Below are 14762 nucleotides of genomic sequence, written 5' to 3'. Positions count from 1 at the left end.
GCACTAGGCTCGCTTTTTAAAAATACAAAACGTACGTTATTTTAGCTTGCTATCAAGCTCTTCAATTTTAGCTTTCCAGATAGCAGGGCCTTGTGTATGCGCATTGGCGCCTTCACTGTCTACTGCAACAGTCACTGGCATATCTTCTACTTCAAATTCGTAAATAGCTTCCATACCTAAATCTTCAAAAGCTACAACACGCGCTTTTTTAATCGCTTTAGATACTAAGTAAGCTGCGCCGCCTACAGCCATCAAATAAACAGATTTATGCTCTTTAATAGACTCAACCGTTGCAGGGCCACGTTCAGCTTTACCAATCATGCCTACAATGCCTGTTTTTTCTAGCATCATATCGGTAAATTTATCCATGCGAGTTGCCGTTGTAGGGCCTGCAGGACCAACTGCTTCATCGCGTACCGCATCCACAGGGCCTACGTAATAAATAAATTTATTATCAAAGTCTACGCCCTCAGGTAAACCTTCACCTGAGTTGATCATATCTTGCAGACGTTTATGCGCTGCATCACGACCTGTTAAAATAGTGCCCGAAAGTAAAACAGTTTCACCCATTTTCCATTCTTGAACATCTTTTTTAGTCAGTGTATTTAAGTCAACGCGACGTGTGCCTTCGCCCACTTCAAATGTTACTTGTGGCCAATCTTCTAGCTTAGGTGCTTTTAAATTAGCAGGGCCAGAACCGTCAAGTGTAAAATGTACATGGCGAGTTGCCGCACAGTTAGGGATCATTACTACAGGTTTTGAAGCCGCATGCGTTGGTGCTGTTTTAATTTTAACGTCAACAACCGTTGTTAAACCGCCTAACCCTTGTGCACCAATACCTAATTTATTAGCACGGTCAAAAATTTCTAAACGTAGTTTTTCTTCTGTTGTTTCTGCGCCGCGTTCCATTAACTCATGGATGTCAACCGGGTCCATTAACGACTCTTTAGCCATTACTGCCGCTTTTTCAGCCGTACCACCAATACCTATTCCTAGCATGCCTGGCGGACACCAACCAGCACCCATTGTTGGTAGTGTTTTTTCTACCCATTCAGCAACATCATCTGACGGGTTTAACATAACCATTTTACTTTTGTTTTCAGAGCCGCCACCTTTAGCCGCAACCATTACTTCTACTTTACCACCAGCCACTAAATCAATATGCACAACCGAAGGCGTATTATCTTTCGTGTTTTTACGCGTGCCTGCAGGGTCTGCAACTATAGATGCACGTAAAGGGTTATCTGGATTCAAATATGCACGACGAGTACCTTCATCAACCATTTGTTGAACGGTTAAATCTGTTTTATCCCACTTAACATCCATACCTACTTTAACAAAACAGGTAATAATACCGGTATCTTGGCAAAGTGGACGCTTGCCTTCAGCCGACATGCGTGAGTTAATTAAAATTTGTGCAATGGCGTCTTTAGCCGCTTTACTTTGTTCTTTGTTGTACGCTTTTTCGAGTGCTTGAACAAAATCAAGTGGGTGATAGAACGAAATATATTGCAATGCATCTTCAATGCTATCAATAAAGTCTTGCTGACAAATTGTACTCATAGTGGTTCCTTAAGTTACCGTTACGCGTTGTCGCGTAATCTAAATCAAACCGGTGACGGTGGTTTGCACTGTTTTTTGCAGCTTAGTGCTGCCAAAAAATTTGACTTATGATACCCTCCCAGCCCGTTTCGAGCCAGTTCTTAAAGGGGCTGTAAATGCTAAACAATAAAAAAAATTGTATTAAATTAGGCATAACACAAAACTGCATTGACGTTTTTGCGCATTTTTCACATTTGCCTTACGCAATTCTATTAGATTCTGCAAATAGTAATCATATAAACAGCCGTTTTGATATTATTGCCATTGAGCCGCAAAGTACCCTTGAAGTAAAAAATAATAAAAGCTTTTTAAATAATATAGAAAGTAGTGATAACTGCTTTGAAATTATGAATAATGAGCTTTCACGCCTTGATAAAACAAAAGCCGATTACGATTTACCCTTTAACGGCGGCTGGCTTGGCTACTTTGGCTACGATCTGGGGCGTACAATTGAAAACATCCCCACTCATGCTATTGAAGACATTAATCTTCCCCAAATGGCTATTGGCCTTTACTTAGATGCCCTTATTTACGACAAGCTGCAACAAAGCTGGTTTTATGTATCGCAGCCAAACACCGATCGATTAGCGCTTTATGAGCAATATTTAAATACGCACGTTAACTCCCAAGTTAATACGCAGTCCTTTGCCCTAAACAGCGACTGGCAATCAAATATGAGTAAAAAAGAATACGCTACAAAATTTGCCCAAATTGAGGAGTATTTAAAAAGTGGCGATTGCTACCAAATTAATTTAGCGCAGCGCTTCAACGCTCAGTTTGAAGGCTCCCCTTGGGCTGCTTATATTAAATTGCGTGAGGCAAATAAAGCACCGTTTTCAAGCTTTATAAATCACCCTCAAGGGGCTATTTTATCAATTTCCCCTGAGCGCTTTATATCAGTAAATAATAACGTTGTAGAAACCAAACCTATTAAAGGCACACTACCGCGAAAAGCGGATGCGCTGGAAGATCAACGCCAAGCCCAAATACTCGCAGCATCAGATAAAGATCGCGCTGAAAATGTCATGATTGTTGATTTACTGCGTAACGACTTAGGCAAAGTGGCAAAACCTGGCAGCGTTCACGTCCCTTCTCTTTTTGCTATTGAAAGCTTTCCGGCAGTGCATCATTTAGTAAGCACGGTAACCTCTGAACTTGATGAAGGTAAAACAGCCGTCGATCAGCTAAAAGCGGCTTTTCCGGGTGGCTCAATCACCGGTGCGCCCAAAATTAGAGCAATGGAAATAATTGAAGAATTAGAACCACATCGCCGCAGCATTTATTGTGGCTCAATTGGTTATTTAAGTGCGTGTGGAAATATGGATACGAGTATCACTATTCGCACCTTGGTGTGCCACAAAGCGCAAATTTACTGCTGGGCAGGTGGCGGAATAGTCGCTGATTCTAAAGTCGAATTGGAATATCAAGAAACTTACGATAAAGTAAATAAAATCCTCCCTTTATTAAAACAGTAGGTCGCTTTGAATAGTGAACACATTATGGCGCGGTTTCTGTTAAGCCCTACAGCTGCGCCAAACCAGTTAAAAGACACGCGTAAAAAACGCGCTAGCGCTGTTATGCTGCCAATTATTGATATAGATAACCATGCACATATTTTACTGTGTAAACGCCCTACTTATTTACACCATCACCCTGGAGAGATTTGTTTGCCAGGGGGTAAGTTTGAAGTAAGCGACATTACCCTTCGCACCACAGCCCTTCGCGAACTAAAAGAAGAGCTAAATATTGCCCAAAACAACGTTAATGTAATAGGTCACTTACCTGAGTATTCAACATTAACGGGTTTTAGTATTAGCCCCTATGTAGGTTTACTTAATAAAGGCACCACATGGGAAAATGACTATAATGAAGTACAAGCGAGCTTTTTGCTCTCGGTCACTGAGCTAAATAACGAAGCTAACTGGCAACCCTTACCTTTTCAACGATTTGGGAAAACGGTTATTTTGCAAGGTTTTAAAACGCCGCATGGTTTACTTTGGGGTGCGACTGCAAGCATTATAAAAAACTTTACAAAACAACTCGCCTTACCAGTTTAAATCTTCGTTATTAGTAGTTACACAATCACAATTCCACGTTATCATGCTCGACCGTTCAAAGAGCAGCTTCGTGCTGATAAAACAAAGTAGAGACACACACATTATGATCAGTGCATTTGATATGTTTAGCATTGGTATTGGCCCTTCGTCATCACACACCGTTGGCCCAATGCGCGCATCACGCTTATTTGTTAATGACCTACAAGAACAACAATTATTAGCAAATGTTACCGATATTAAAGTAGAGCTTTATGGCTCTTTGGGTCAAACAGGTGTTGGCCATGGTTCGGGTAAAGCCGTAATTCTTGGTTTAGCCGGTTACGACCCTGAAACTATAGATGCCGATTTAGTCGACGACATTTTAGCGACCATCGAACAAGATCAGGTTATTTATTTAAACAAAACACACAAAGCTAAGTTTCCAAAACAAGGCGCTATTGTTTTTCATCGTCGCAAAACGCTGCCTAAGCACTCTAATGCAATGGAAATTATCGCCTCAAACAACGGCGAAAAAGTTTACAGCAAAGTATATTACTCTATTGGCGGTGGCTTTATTGTTACTGACGAAGAGTTTGAAAACGAAAAACAAGCAGCCCTCGATATTAGAGAAGAAAACCCAGCCCCATTCCCATTTGGTAGCGCAAAAGAGTTACTAGAAATGTGTAAAGAGTCAGGGCTTAGTGTTTCAAGCTTGATGATGAAGAACGAAAAAACACTGCGCACTGAAGATGAAATAAAAGACACGCTGTTTCATATCTGGAAAGTAATGATGGCCTGTATTGACCGTGGTATGCGTACAGAAGGTATTTTACCTGGCGGCTTAAAAGTAAAGCGCCGTGCGCCTAGCTTATACTTAAAACTAAATATAGAAGTCAGTAACGACCCACTTCGTGCAATGGACTGGGTTGATTTATTTGCCCTTGCCGTAAACGAAGAAAATGCGGCAGGTGGCCGTGTAGTTACCGCACCAACTAATGGTGCTGCGGGTATTTTACCAGCTGTACTTATGTACTATCACACATTTGTGAAAGAAGTAGACCGCGATATAGCCACACGTTATTTATTAACGGCTGCTGCTATTGGTATTTTATATAAAAAGAATGCCTCTATATCGGGTGCCGAAGTAGGTTGCCAAGGTGAAGTTGGCGTTGCGTGCTCTATGGCAGCAGGCGCATTAACAGAAATTGTTGGTGGCAATGTTGTGCAAGTAGAAAACGCAGCAGAAATTGGTATGGAACATAATTTAGGCCTCACGTGCGACCCTGTTGGTGGCTTAGTACAAGTGCCGTGTATTGAACGCAATGCAATGGGCGCGATTAAAGCAATTAATGCCTCACGTTTAGCTATTCGTGGCAGTGGAGAGCAAAAGGTATCACTTGATAAAGTGATTAAAACCATGCTTGAAACCGGCAATGATATGAAAACCAAATACAAAGAAACCGCTCGCGGTGGATTGGCTGTTAATATTATTGAATGTTAAAAATAACTAAAAAAGGCCATACAAATTTGTATGGCCTTTTTTATCTAGCTGTATAAATTTAAGACAAAAATGCAAATTTAATAATAAACAGTGCCGTTAAAATCCATACGCTAATTGTGACTTCGTCTTGCTTACCACACAACACTTTTACTACCGTATAAGATATAAAACCAAGTGCTATACCATGAGCAATTGAAAACGTTAATGGCGTCATCAGTAAAACGACTGTAACGGGAATGGCATCGGTCATATCATCCCAATTAACAAACTTCAGATTTTGTAGCATTAAAACTGCAACATATAAAATGGCTCCAGCGGTTGCGTAAGCTGGTACCATTTGCGCAAGTGGTGCAAAAAACATCATAAGTAAAAAGCAAATACCTACCACAACTGCTGTTAAACCAGTACGCCCACCTACAGATACACCTGCAACAGACTCTATATAAGATGTTGTAGTAGAAGTCCCCAACATAGCGCCTGCAATTGTTGCTGTACTGTCAGCACTTAGCGCTCTTCCTAACCGAGGCATATTTCCTTTTTCATCAGCAAGCCCTGCTTTTTGAGTAACTGCAACTAAAGTACCCGAGGTATCAAATAAATCCACAAACAAAAATGCGAAAATAACGCTCAACATAGATAATTCAAGTGCAGCACCAAAGTCAAGCTGCATAAAAGTAGGTAAAATAGAAGGAGGCGTAGCAACAATTCCATGGTATTCAACAAGCCCTAAAGCCAGTGCGATACCGGTCACTAATAAAATACTAATTAACACACCACTTTTAAAGTTACGATATAAAAGCGCAGCAATAATAAAAAAGCTGAAAATAGCTAATAATGGGCCAGCTGAAGTTATATCACCTAATTGTACTAACGTTGCAGGGCTGGCAACGATGATCCCCGCATTTTTAAGAGCAATTAAAGCTAAAAATGCGCCAATACCCGTTGCAATGGCCCGCTTTAAAACCAAAGGAATGGCATTAATAATCCACTCACGAACTTTAAACAGGCTTAGAAGTAAAAATATACACCCAGACATAAAAACAGCACCTAATGCCGCCTGCCATGTGTAACCCATCCCTAATACAACACCATATGTAAAAAATGCATTTAACCCCATTCCAGGCGCTAATGCTAAAGGATAATTAGCCCACAACCCCATAATAAAACAACCAATAGCAGCTGCAATACAAGTTGCTACAAAAGCAGCTCCCTGATCCATTCCAGCCTCTGCTAACATGGCAGGGTTAACAAATACAATGTAAACCATTGTGATAAATGTAGTAATACCCGCAATGCATTCACGGCGGACTGATGAGCCATTCTCACTAATTTTAAATAAAGCTTCGAGCATAATAGACTTATGGTTGTAAAAAGTGGCAATATTTTAACATAAAAATCATCTTTTACAGGACATTTTACCTTGCGATATACTAAACTATTGACTTAGTTACATAACGAATGAGTGAGCATGATAAAAACAACACCGACAGGCCAAGATTTAGAGCAGCAGTTAGACAATATACTGTCCTTTGTCACGCAACCTAGCGACACTAACTCAACGCCAACTAACGAAAATAGTCAGCAAAATACACTGAACAAAGCACTGTATTATTTAAAAAACAATCAAAATGCACTTGCTGCGAAGTGGATGCGTTTAGCTGCGATGTCTGGAGAACTTCGAGCACAATTTTACTTAGGACTATTTTTTGTAAAAGGCCAAGGTGTTCCGCAAAGTGTATTTCATGCTGTTGCATGGCTAAGCTTATCAAGTAGTCAAGGTCACGAGCCAGCAACTACTGCATTAACTGACTTGCGTAAACACATTGAAACTAAACGCTTTAAAGATGCCCAATGCTACGCTGCAAGTTTATATGAACAAATTCACCAATTGCAGTTTTCTCACCTAATACCAAATAACGCTAACGAAGAGTAAATTACACATACGAAACTATGCTGTAATTTACACATGAAATCATTATTTAAAGCTGCCATATCAACCTTCAACAGGTGTATACAGTATTCAACACAATAATGCACAGTTGGAAACAACAACATAAAGGTAAATTTAAATCATTAAATATTAATAACTTAAAAAAATGACAATTTAAAAAAAGTCTAAATCTTAAATTATCGTACAAAAAAATAGCAAAAAACACTTGCACACAAACACTGTATAAACTACTGTATGTAAATACTGTATAAAAACCCAGTGAGTGAGGCGATATGTTACAACCAATTACCGTACGAACAGTTAAAAGCTACCAACAAGACAATAAAAGCGATTGTGTTAATTTAATTGAAATTGAAGATGAAATTTCGGCAACATTTGAGCTATTAAAAGTATTACATCAATACAATAGCTTAAATGCTTGGACATTATTAATCGCACCCGATCACGTCCCTAGTAAAGCGCTACTTGATTCGTGCTCTATCGATACGAGTAAATTACTCGTTATTAGACAAAAACACTTAGTGAATCTAGAGTACGTATTAAATTCGGCTTTACACAACGGTAATTTTGCAGCTGTAATTACTTGGACTGATATAGTTAATAACCAGCTATTAACTAGCTTATCTCTGGATATGAGTAAAACAAATACAAAGTTATATTGCTTCACGAAAAACAAACAAACCACAGAGATATTACTAGCTCAATAATCTTGTTAAACTAACATTTTAGCTTTACACCAAAATTATGACCTCACTGAATAAAACATTATGTCTTTGTGGCAGCCAACAAAATTATGTTGACTGCTGCGAACCTTTTCATTTGGCAGTACAGCATCCTCAAACACCAGAGCTACTTATGCGCTCTCGTTATAGTGCTTATGCACTCAAAAATGCTAAGTATATTTATCAAACATATACAACAGATAAACAGCCCGAAAACCCCGTTAAAGAAATTAAAGAATTTGCAGATGGTTGCCGCTTTATAAAACTGACAATTATAGACTCAGGGCACGATGATAGTCAGGGTTTTGTAGAATTTAAAGCGCACTACTTTTATGATAATTTATACTGTGAATTGCACGAACAATCAAAATTCATTAAAGAAAAAAATCAGTGGAAATATTCTGACGGCGTTATATTACCTGTTGCAGATATAAAAATTGGCAGGAACGATGATTGCCCATGTGGCAGTACTAAAAAGTATAAAAAGTGCCATAGCCTATAAACCTCAACTTACCCAGGCATCAGGTATTTTGAAATACACTAATTAGTTAAATGGTATGTACTCTAGTTTTGTACATATTATTTAACTTAATGTGGCGCATACGCACGAAAAGTTATTTATTTCCAAAAAACTCAGCGTCTCTAAATAAAATTTTATACCAATCTGCTTATGTATGGGGTCTATTTAACGTTAAGAAAATTACGCTAGAACTAGGCAAAAGTTTTTGTATCTAGTTGTTCTAAATAAAAAATTTTAACGACGTTATAGTGCAATTTAATTCGTTAAATTGATCAAATATTTATGCAGGTTGGTATTATAGGGTTATGAGATAATTTATATTGTTCAAATACTTATACCAACTCTTTTAATTAAGTGATCTATTTTTAGATAACAGAATCGTGTCGATAACAAGACAAAAAATCGTTATTTAATTGTCCTATATCAGAAATTTTTAACGCCGTTAGCGTCAGATTTAATCCCTCAAACTGATTAAGCATGATTGCGGATTGGTTGGTTAGTATTATTCAGATTGATATTAAAACCCACATAACAAAAATGGACCACTTGGGTCCATCTCTACTTTACGAGTACTTAAAATTTAAGAGTTACTCGTCGTCATCTAAATCAGCTTGTTGACGCTGTGCCGGCTTTGCTAAAATCTCTACGTAGAAAGACTTTAAATCTTGCTTTTCGATGTCGCTGATATGATTGCTAATCTCTGCAACGTGCACTACTTGAGCATCTTCAGCTGTATTACCAAACTTACAGTCAAATGCCCAGTAATCAGCATCTTCAGGTAGCGTTTTATTACGTTCTCTTTTCAAATATTTTTTCACTTCGTGCTTTGCAGCATCGACCATACGAGGGTATTTGATTTTCTCGTGATTCAGCGTGAATGTTTTCTTCATTACGTTCCTAATTACCTTGGTTTAATGATAACGGCATTTCATGTCATACCATTTGACATCATTATAGCAATTGCATTAAATTTTTGGATGGTTTTTTTAAACTAAATCAATTTTTAGGCAATTAACATTATAAATAGCTACAAAGCCTCTCTTTTTAGCCATCATTATTATAAAAATGACCATTTAAAGCTTGTTTTACTGTGCCTGACATAAGCTGATTTGAAATCGTAGATAGATAAATTATTTTGTAGGTCAATATTATGCTGTAGCTAAGTGAAGCGGTTGATGTAATGATTCATCATTAAGACCATCATAGAATGAAGCTACGTCCATTTGCGGATGCGATAGCTGAGTCTCTTTGTTCTTAATACGTCTGCGCACAGCTAGCTCACAATTATCAAGCACATTGAGTGGAATATGAGCTAAATCATTTCTTATTGAAAGTGGTTCAGGGTTTAAGCAGTGTCGTAACTTAATATCGCTCATACCTGCATGCTCTCCCACATTTGATAATAAAGCGGCGTTGTGTTGCCCAATCAACATATTAAATTCATCCGGTGCTAAAGGCTGCTTCGGACCCGAACCAAATTGCTTACGAAGTGTCTCTTCTTCAACAATAGGGTTTTCAATATCTGTTTTTGGAAAATGGAACTGACTAAAATCAAGCGCATCGTGGGATAACATTGCCAATAAAAGAGAAAACTCTCCTCGACGTTGTTCGTGTACACTTTTATTCAACCGTGTACTTAGTTGACTCTCTGTGATTAACAAACCGTCGATTTGCATAGACTTTAGCCGATTATTGTAGGTAATAGATATTTATCGGCTTTATTTCATTTTTCTTTAGCTTTTTTCTTTACTTAAATATAAGTTTTGCTATTATCAGCGCCGTTGCACTGGAGGGGTTCCCGAGCGGCCAAAGGGATCAGACTGTAAATCTGACGGCTCAGCCTTCGCTGGTTCGAATCCAGCTCCCTCCACCACTTTTTCTTACCGACTAAGTTAAGTGGGGTACCAAGTGTAACAAAATTAGTGTGGAGGGGTTCCCGAGCGGCCAAAGGGATCAGACTGTAAATCTGACGGCTCAGCCTTCGCTGGTTCGAATCCAGCTCCCTCCACCACTTTTCTTCTAAAATACCTTATATTTTAAACTTCAATATTTTTTAAAATTCCCACTGTAAACTTTGTCCATTATTCTTTAACCAATCTGATGCTGTCTTATGATCCGGATAAAACTTAGCTACACGTTGCCAAAATACACGACTGTGGTCTAAGTGACGTAAATGCGCCAACTCGTGGACTATGACGTAGTCTATAATTGATTTTTTGGCTCCAATCAAGAGTAAGTTAAACGTAAGCTCACGTTTACTATTACAACTCCCCCATTTACGTTTATAGATACGTATTCGTAAATCATTCGGTAAAGGTTCCTCCATTAGTTTACAAAAGTGGGCAAGACGCATATCAATATATAATCCTAATTTTTCAGTTAAATACGCCTCAAGTAATGTTTTATACTTCAATTTTTTATGGCTCACTCGAGAAGAACACAATACGCTTAATGTATTCTCATGCTCTATAACTTGAGAATGCAAAGCGTGTTCAAACGTTATGTCTATAAGATTTGAGAAAATTAGAATTTTATGTGTTTCGAGTGGATATTGCTTTGAGTCTGCAATATTAATCTGTTTATCAAGTTGGCTATTTACCCAATCTCGTTTCTCAACCAACCATAAATCCAACTGTTTTTTAGGAACATAATGAGGCGCATAAACGGTTATTGACCGTTGGTGCACTTTAATAGCAACAGTCTTACGTCGGGCACTTCGCTTTAATTGATACTCAAACAACAGTTCTACCACATTTAACCAACACGAAATTTCTAATATTTTATACCAATAGGCTTAAGTATGGGATCTAATTAATAATAAAAAACTGGTCTATAACTAAGTGAAAACTTTATATCTAACTGCTTCAAACGATAATAGAAGACCAAGCCCTGCTGACCTTACAATATTAAAGTTCATTTTATCTAAGAGCGATTTAATCGCTGCGTGAGGTGTGTCACCTAGTGGGGTCGGTAACTTTTCATGCGTTACCTTACTGACTTACATCCATGTGAAAACAAGTAAAAACCTAGCAAAGCTTCTGCGTCCTGATCACGATTTTCACCTATATTTGTGCAGCGACAAAACGTAAATTAACTTTAGGTTGAATCCTAAAACAGCGCATGTCTGGCACTTATGTTAACTGTACAAGCACAAATAATTGCTAAAAAATACAGTTTCACTTGAAACAAAAAAGCAGCGAATAAACCCCAATTAGATATTATTCAAAGTGATAGCAGTATGATAAAAACTTACACATAAATTCATATAATGGGAATTATAGGATTAACTACATTAGCTTTTTTTTAGATGAATGCGAACCTAAGTTAACCGATGGATAGTAAAGTTTTATATACGAGTAATCATGAGATGTGATCTCATGGCTATTACCACTGTCATCTTTAAAATACATTGAAAACGTTACACCATGATCAGCAAGAACCGCTTTTATATTTAAACTTTCAAGATGACTAAGCCACTGTATAAATTGCTCCCCTGTTGCCAAAAATGCAATTCCTTTACTGCGCCCCTCACCTTCAAAAAGTGCTAAACGAGTCTTTGAACTAGCATCCTCGAGCGTTAAAGGTCCTCGTCCGTCCTCATTCCAAAAAGCAAGTTCGGGTACTATACTAAAACCTAAAACGCGCTCATACCATTTAACTGCATTCGATAAATTTTCAACATTCAAATGGCAATGATCAATACCTGATAATTTAGGCATATTTTTATTATCCACGTTACTCACCAATTTCTGACTTTAATTGCTCTAAAAACTCATGCATGTAAACTGTACGCCTATTCGCTTCTGCTTTAGCTGATGGGGTATTCATGCTTTGAGCAATATGTAATAGTTTTATAAAAAAATGATCAAGTGTATATTTTTTATCATCAGCTTCTCGTTCAATACAAAAAGGGTCTTCTGGGTTATACAATAACCGAGAAATTGAGCCGCCAACTTTCATACATCGACTCACTCCAATCGCACCTAGTGCATCCATTCTGTCAGCATCTTGTACTATTTGCGCCTCAACTGTTTTAATTTCTATATTTGCGCTAAAGCTATGAGCCGCAATAGCATGATGAATATCATCAAAAAGTGACTCGTCATAATCAATCGATTTTAAAAATTCCAGTGCCTTATCTGCTGCCATAGTAGAGGCTTTTGCACGATCAGGGTGGTTTTTAGCCACCGCCACACAGTCATGCATCCACGCTGCAGGTAATACAACTGACATATTAGCCTGCTCTGCATTACATAGTTTTATTGCAACGCGCACCACTCGCTCTATATGCGTAATATCGTGAGCCACATCGGCATGCACTAAAGAGGTTATAAATTCTCTGCATTGTGAATTAAGTATTTGTAAATCGGGGCTTAAAACGGCGTCAGGCACTTTCAGGTTCCAAAAGCTAATTAATAAGTGAATTATTAGTACTTTACCGTGCTTTATAGCCCTCTTGCAAAACATTCATTGTATGTTGCCCGCTGCTTGACTAAAATACAGCGCTTATTTATTACTACTGAGAAGCCTTATGTCATCTGCCGTTTACCTACAAGCTGGTCGCGATAAATCATTAAAAAGAAAACACCCTTGGTTATTTTCAAAAGCCATCAAAAAAATTAAAGGTAAACCTGGATTAGGCGACACAGTAACGATTCACGATAGCGAAGGTAAGTTTTTAGCAACTGCTGCTTATAGCCCTCATTCACAAATTCGTGCACGTGTTTGGAGCTTTGACGAAAAGGAAATCATCGATCAAAACTTTTTTGAACGCCGTTTACGTCGCTCATTAGAAGCACGGAGCCAAGTAATAGAAGAAGGCGGATTAACAGGCTTTAGATTATGTGCAGCTGAGTCTGATTACTTACCAGGCGTTACAATCGATAAATTTGATAATGTACTAGTTTGTCAGTTACTAAGTGCGGGTGCCGAGCGTCATAAAGGCGAGATTGTTGGCGCGTTAATGGCTATTTTTCCAGGTTCTAGCATATACGAGCGCTCAGACGTAGAAGTACGTACAAAAGAAGGTTTGGAGCCAATTAAAGGTGTTCTTTGGGGTAATGAGCCAACACAACCTGTACTTATTGAAGAAAACGGCTTAAAAATTGAAGTCGATATAATTGAAGGTCATAAAACCGGATTTTACTTAGATCAACGCGATAGCCGTGCTGCACTTGAGCGTTTTTCAAAAGACAAAACGGTACTTAACTGTTTTAGTTACACAGGTACATTTTCGTTGTACGCTTTGCGTGGCGGGTGTGAGCATGTCACTAACGTTGATGTATCGCAACCAGCGTTAGATACTGCTAAACGTAATGTTGAGCATAATAACTTAGACTTAAATAAAGTTGATTTTGTGAAGCAAGATGTCTTTAAGTTACTGCGTCAATACCGCGACGAAGGCAGACAGTTTGATACCATCGTAATGGATCCACCAAAGTTTGCTGATAATAAAGCGCAGCTAACGGGCGCGTGTCGTGGTTATAAAGACATCAACATGATTGCCATGCAAATACTAAAACCAGGTGGAACATTACTGACATTCTCTTGCTCTGGCTTAATGGAGCAAAACCTATTTCAAAAAGTTGTTGCTGATGCGGCTCTTGATGCGGGCAAAGATCTACTTATAATGGAACGATTAAATCAAGCAGCCGATCACCCAATTGCGGGTAGCTACCCTGAAGGCTTTTACTTAAAAGGCTTAATTTGTAAGGTTTTTTAATATCTAATCATTCAATTTAATTAGTTAAACTGAATGATTTCAAGGCCTGCTGTTATTGTGCCATCATCTTCTTTGCTGGCACGTATTACCTTAGCCGTTGCTTTTAACGGTGCAATGCTAGGGTGAGTAGACGCTATATCAACTGTTAAAATAGTATCTGGCTCAAGTAAATCATCCAAATGCAATGATAACCCTGTCGCGCTCAAATCAACACACTCTGCCGTATAATTCAAGCCAGCTACTGGCTCCACTGTTGTTAAATTTGCAGTCGCATTTACCTGCATACGTCTAAAGTTTCGTTTGTCATCTGTGAACATAAATCCCTCTAAACTATTGTATTAATTTGCTCTAACAATACACTCATTGAAAATGGTTTTACTACATAAGCGTCGCATCCTGCGTCAAATCCGGCTTTTTTCTCCAACTCCGACTCAAGGCCAGATACCATAACAATAGGTATATTTTTTGTCTCCGGGGTATGTTTTAGCATACGACATGTATCGTAACCATCAAGTCCTGGCATGCACACATCAAGTAAAATTATATCAGGTGGATTAGCAACCGCTGATGCTAAACAACTTTTACCTGAATCAGCATAGCTCACATCAAATTTAGCAGTGAGTGCTGCTTTAAGAATTTCATAATTAAAATACTCGTCGTCGACGACTAGCAGCCGTCGTGTTTTAGGTTCGATCAATGAGGACATGG

General features: G+C 38.4%; 16 protein-coding genes and 2 tRNA genes. 9 read left to right on the top strand and 9 right to left on the bottom strand.

Annotated features, from left to right (window positions below; genetic code table 11):
- Window positions 1–36: 36 nt before the first annotated feature.
- Window positions 37–1563 carry a fumarate hydratase gene (locus P20495_RS12305; protein ID WP_008135589.1) on the bottom strand — a complete coding sequence of 509 codons (1527 nt, stop codon included), beginning with the start codon at window positions 1561–1563 and terminating at the stop codon, window positions 37–39.
- A 155-nt stretch (window positions 1564–1718) separates the two neighbouring features.
- Between P20495_RS12305 and pabB the strand changes: the two genes are divergently transcribed.
- The 3 genes from pabB (at window position 1719) to P20495_RS12320 (ending at window position 5139) form a co-directional block, all read left to right on the top strand.
- On the top strand, window positions 1719–3077 hold the full coding sequence (pabB, locus tag P20495_RS12310) for an aminodeoxychorismate synthase component I (protein ID WP_008135587.1): 1359 nt from the start codon (window positions 1719–1721) through the stop codon (window positions 3075–3077).
- 6 nt (window positions 3078–3083) lie between these two features.
- Window positions 3084–3659, top strand: a complete 576-nt coding sequence (locus P20495_RS12315; protein ID WP_008135585.1) for a CoA pyrophosphatase — start codon at window positions 3084–3086, stop codon at window positions 3657–3659.
- Window positions 3660–3762: 103 nt separating this feature from the next.
- Complete coding sequence (locus P20495_RS12320; RefSeq protein WP_007375891.1) at window positions 3763–5139, top strand: L-serine ammonia-lyase; 1377 nt, start codon at window positions 3763–3765, stop codon at window positions 5137–5139.
- A 58-nt stretch (window positions 5140–5197) separates the two neighbouring features.
- Here P20495_RS12320 and P20495_RS12325 read toward each other — a convergent pair whose 3' ends face one another.
- Entirely contained in the window at window positions 5198–6490 is a 1293-nt protein-coding gene (locus P20495_RS12325; protein WP_007375892.1) for an NCS2 family permease, read from the bottom strand.
- A 117-nt stretch (window positions 6491–6607) separates the two neighbouring features.
- On the opposite strand from P20495_RS12325, the gene P20495_RS12330 reads away from it, so the two are divergent.
- From P20495_RS12330 to P20495_RS12340, 3 genes are all read left to right on the top strand, one after another.
- Complete coding sequence (locus P20495_RS12330) at window positions 6608–7072, top strand: tetratricopeptide repeat protein (RefSeq protein WP_007375893.1); 465 nt, start codon at window positions 6608–6610, stop codon at window positions 7070–7072.
- 290 nt (window positions 7073–7362) lie between these two features.
- On the top strand, window positions 7363–7797 hold the full coding sequence (locus P20495_RS12335; RefSeq protein WP_007375894.1) for a SulA-like leucine-rich domain-containing protein: 435 nt from the start codon (window positions 7363–7365) through the stop codon (window positions 7795–7797).
- Window positions 7798–7834: 37 nt separating this feature from the next.
- Window positions 7835–8314, top strand: coding sequence for a YchJ family protein (locus P20495_RS12340; RefSeq protein ID WP_033015516.1), 480 nt, complete (start codon window positions 7835–7837; stop codon window positions 8312–8314).
- A 605-nt stretch (window positions 8315–8919) separates the two neighbouring features.
- Here P20495_RS12340 and P20495_RS12345 read toward each other — a convergent pair.
- Window positions 8920–9222: a DUF6172 family protein gene (locus P20495_RS12345; protein ID WP_007375896.1), complete on the bottom strand. Its 303-nt coding sequence runs from the start codon at window positions 9220–9222 to the stop codon at window positions 8920–8922.
- A 258-nt stretch (window positions 9223–9480) separates the two neighbouring features.
- Window positions 9481–10008, bottom strand: coding sequence for a VC2046/SO_2500 family protein (locus tag P20495_RS12350; RefSeq protein ID WP_033015515.1), 528 nt, complete (start codon window positions 10006–10008; stop codon window positions 9481–9483).
- A 112-nt stretch (window positions 10009–10120) separates the two neighbouring features.
- On the opposite strand from P20495_RS12350, the gene P20495_RS12355 reads away from it, so the two are divergent.
- A tRNA-Tyr gene (locus P20495_RS12355) sits at window positions 10121–10205 on the top strand.
- 53 nt (window positions 10206–10258) lie between these two features.
- A tRNA-Tyr gene (locus P20495_RS12360) sits at window positions 10259–10343 on the top strand.
- Between the two features lie 42 nt (window positions 10344–10385).
- Here the strand turns inward: P20495_RS12360 and P20495_RS12365 are convergent.
- The 3 genes from P20495_RS12365 to P20495_RS12375 all read right to left on the bottom strand — a co-directional run bounded on the left by P20495_RS12365 (window position 10386) and on the right by P20495_RS12375 (window position 12799).
- Window positions 10386–11084, bottom strand: a complete 699-nt coding sequence (locus P20495_RS12365; RefSeq protein ID WP_008135578.1) for a M48 family metallopeptidase — start codon at window positions 11082–11084, stop codon at window positions 10386–10388.
- Window positions 11085–11619: 535 nt separating this feature from the next.
- Window positions 11620–12051: a VOC family protein gene (locus P20495_RS12370; RefSeq protein WP_033015519.1), complete on the bottom strand. Its 432-nt coding sequence runs from the start codon at window positions 12049–12051 to the stop codon at window positions 11620–11622.
- A gap of 16 nt (window positions 12052–12067) precedes the next feature.
- Entirely contained in the window at window positions 12068–12799 is a 732-nt protein-coding gene (locus P20495_RS12375) for an HD domain-containing protein (protein ID WP_007375900.1), read from the bottom strand.
- 64 nt (window positions 12800–12863) lie between these two features.
- Here P20495_RS12375 and P20495_RS12380 point away from each other — a divergent pair, with 64 nt between their 5' ends.
- Window positions 12864–14054: a class I SAM-dependent methyltransferase gene (locus tag P20495_RS12380; RefSeq protein WP_007375901.1), complete on the top strand. Its 1191-nt coding sequence runs from the start codon at window positions 12864–12866 to the stop codon at window positions 14052–14054.
- Window positions 14055–14074: 20 nt separating this feature from the next.
- Here P20495_RS12380 and P20495_RS12385 read toward each other — a convergent pair whose 3' ends face one another.
- Window positions 14075–14371: a PilZ domain-containing protein gene (locus P20495_RS12385; RefSeq protein WP_008135574.1), complete on the bottom strand. Its 297-nt coding sequence runs from the start codon at window positions 14369–14371 to the stop codon at window positions 14075–14077.
- Window positions 14372–14379: 8 nt separating this feature from the next.
- Complete coding sequence (locus P20495_RS12390; protein ID WP_007375903.1) at window positions 14380–14760, bottom strand: PleD family two-component system response regulator; 381 nt, start codon at window positions 14758–14760, stop codon at window positions 14380–14382.
- Window positions 14761–14762 lie beyond the last annotated feature (2 nt).

The organism is Pseudoalteromonas sp. BSi20495 (genome assembly GCF_000241185.1).
Classification (GTDB): Bacteria; Pseudomonadota; Gammaproteobacteria; order Enterobacterales; family Alteromonadaceae; genus Pseudoalteromonas; species Pseudoalteromonas fuliginea.
Note: the sequence above shows the minus strand (reverse complement) of the source record. Positions and strands in the feature narration are given on the sequence as shown.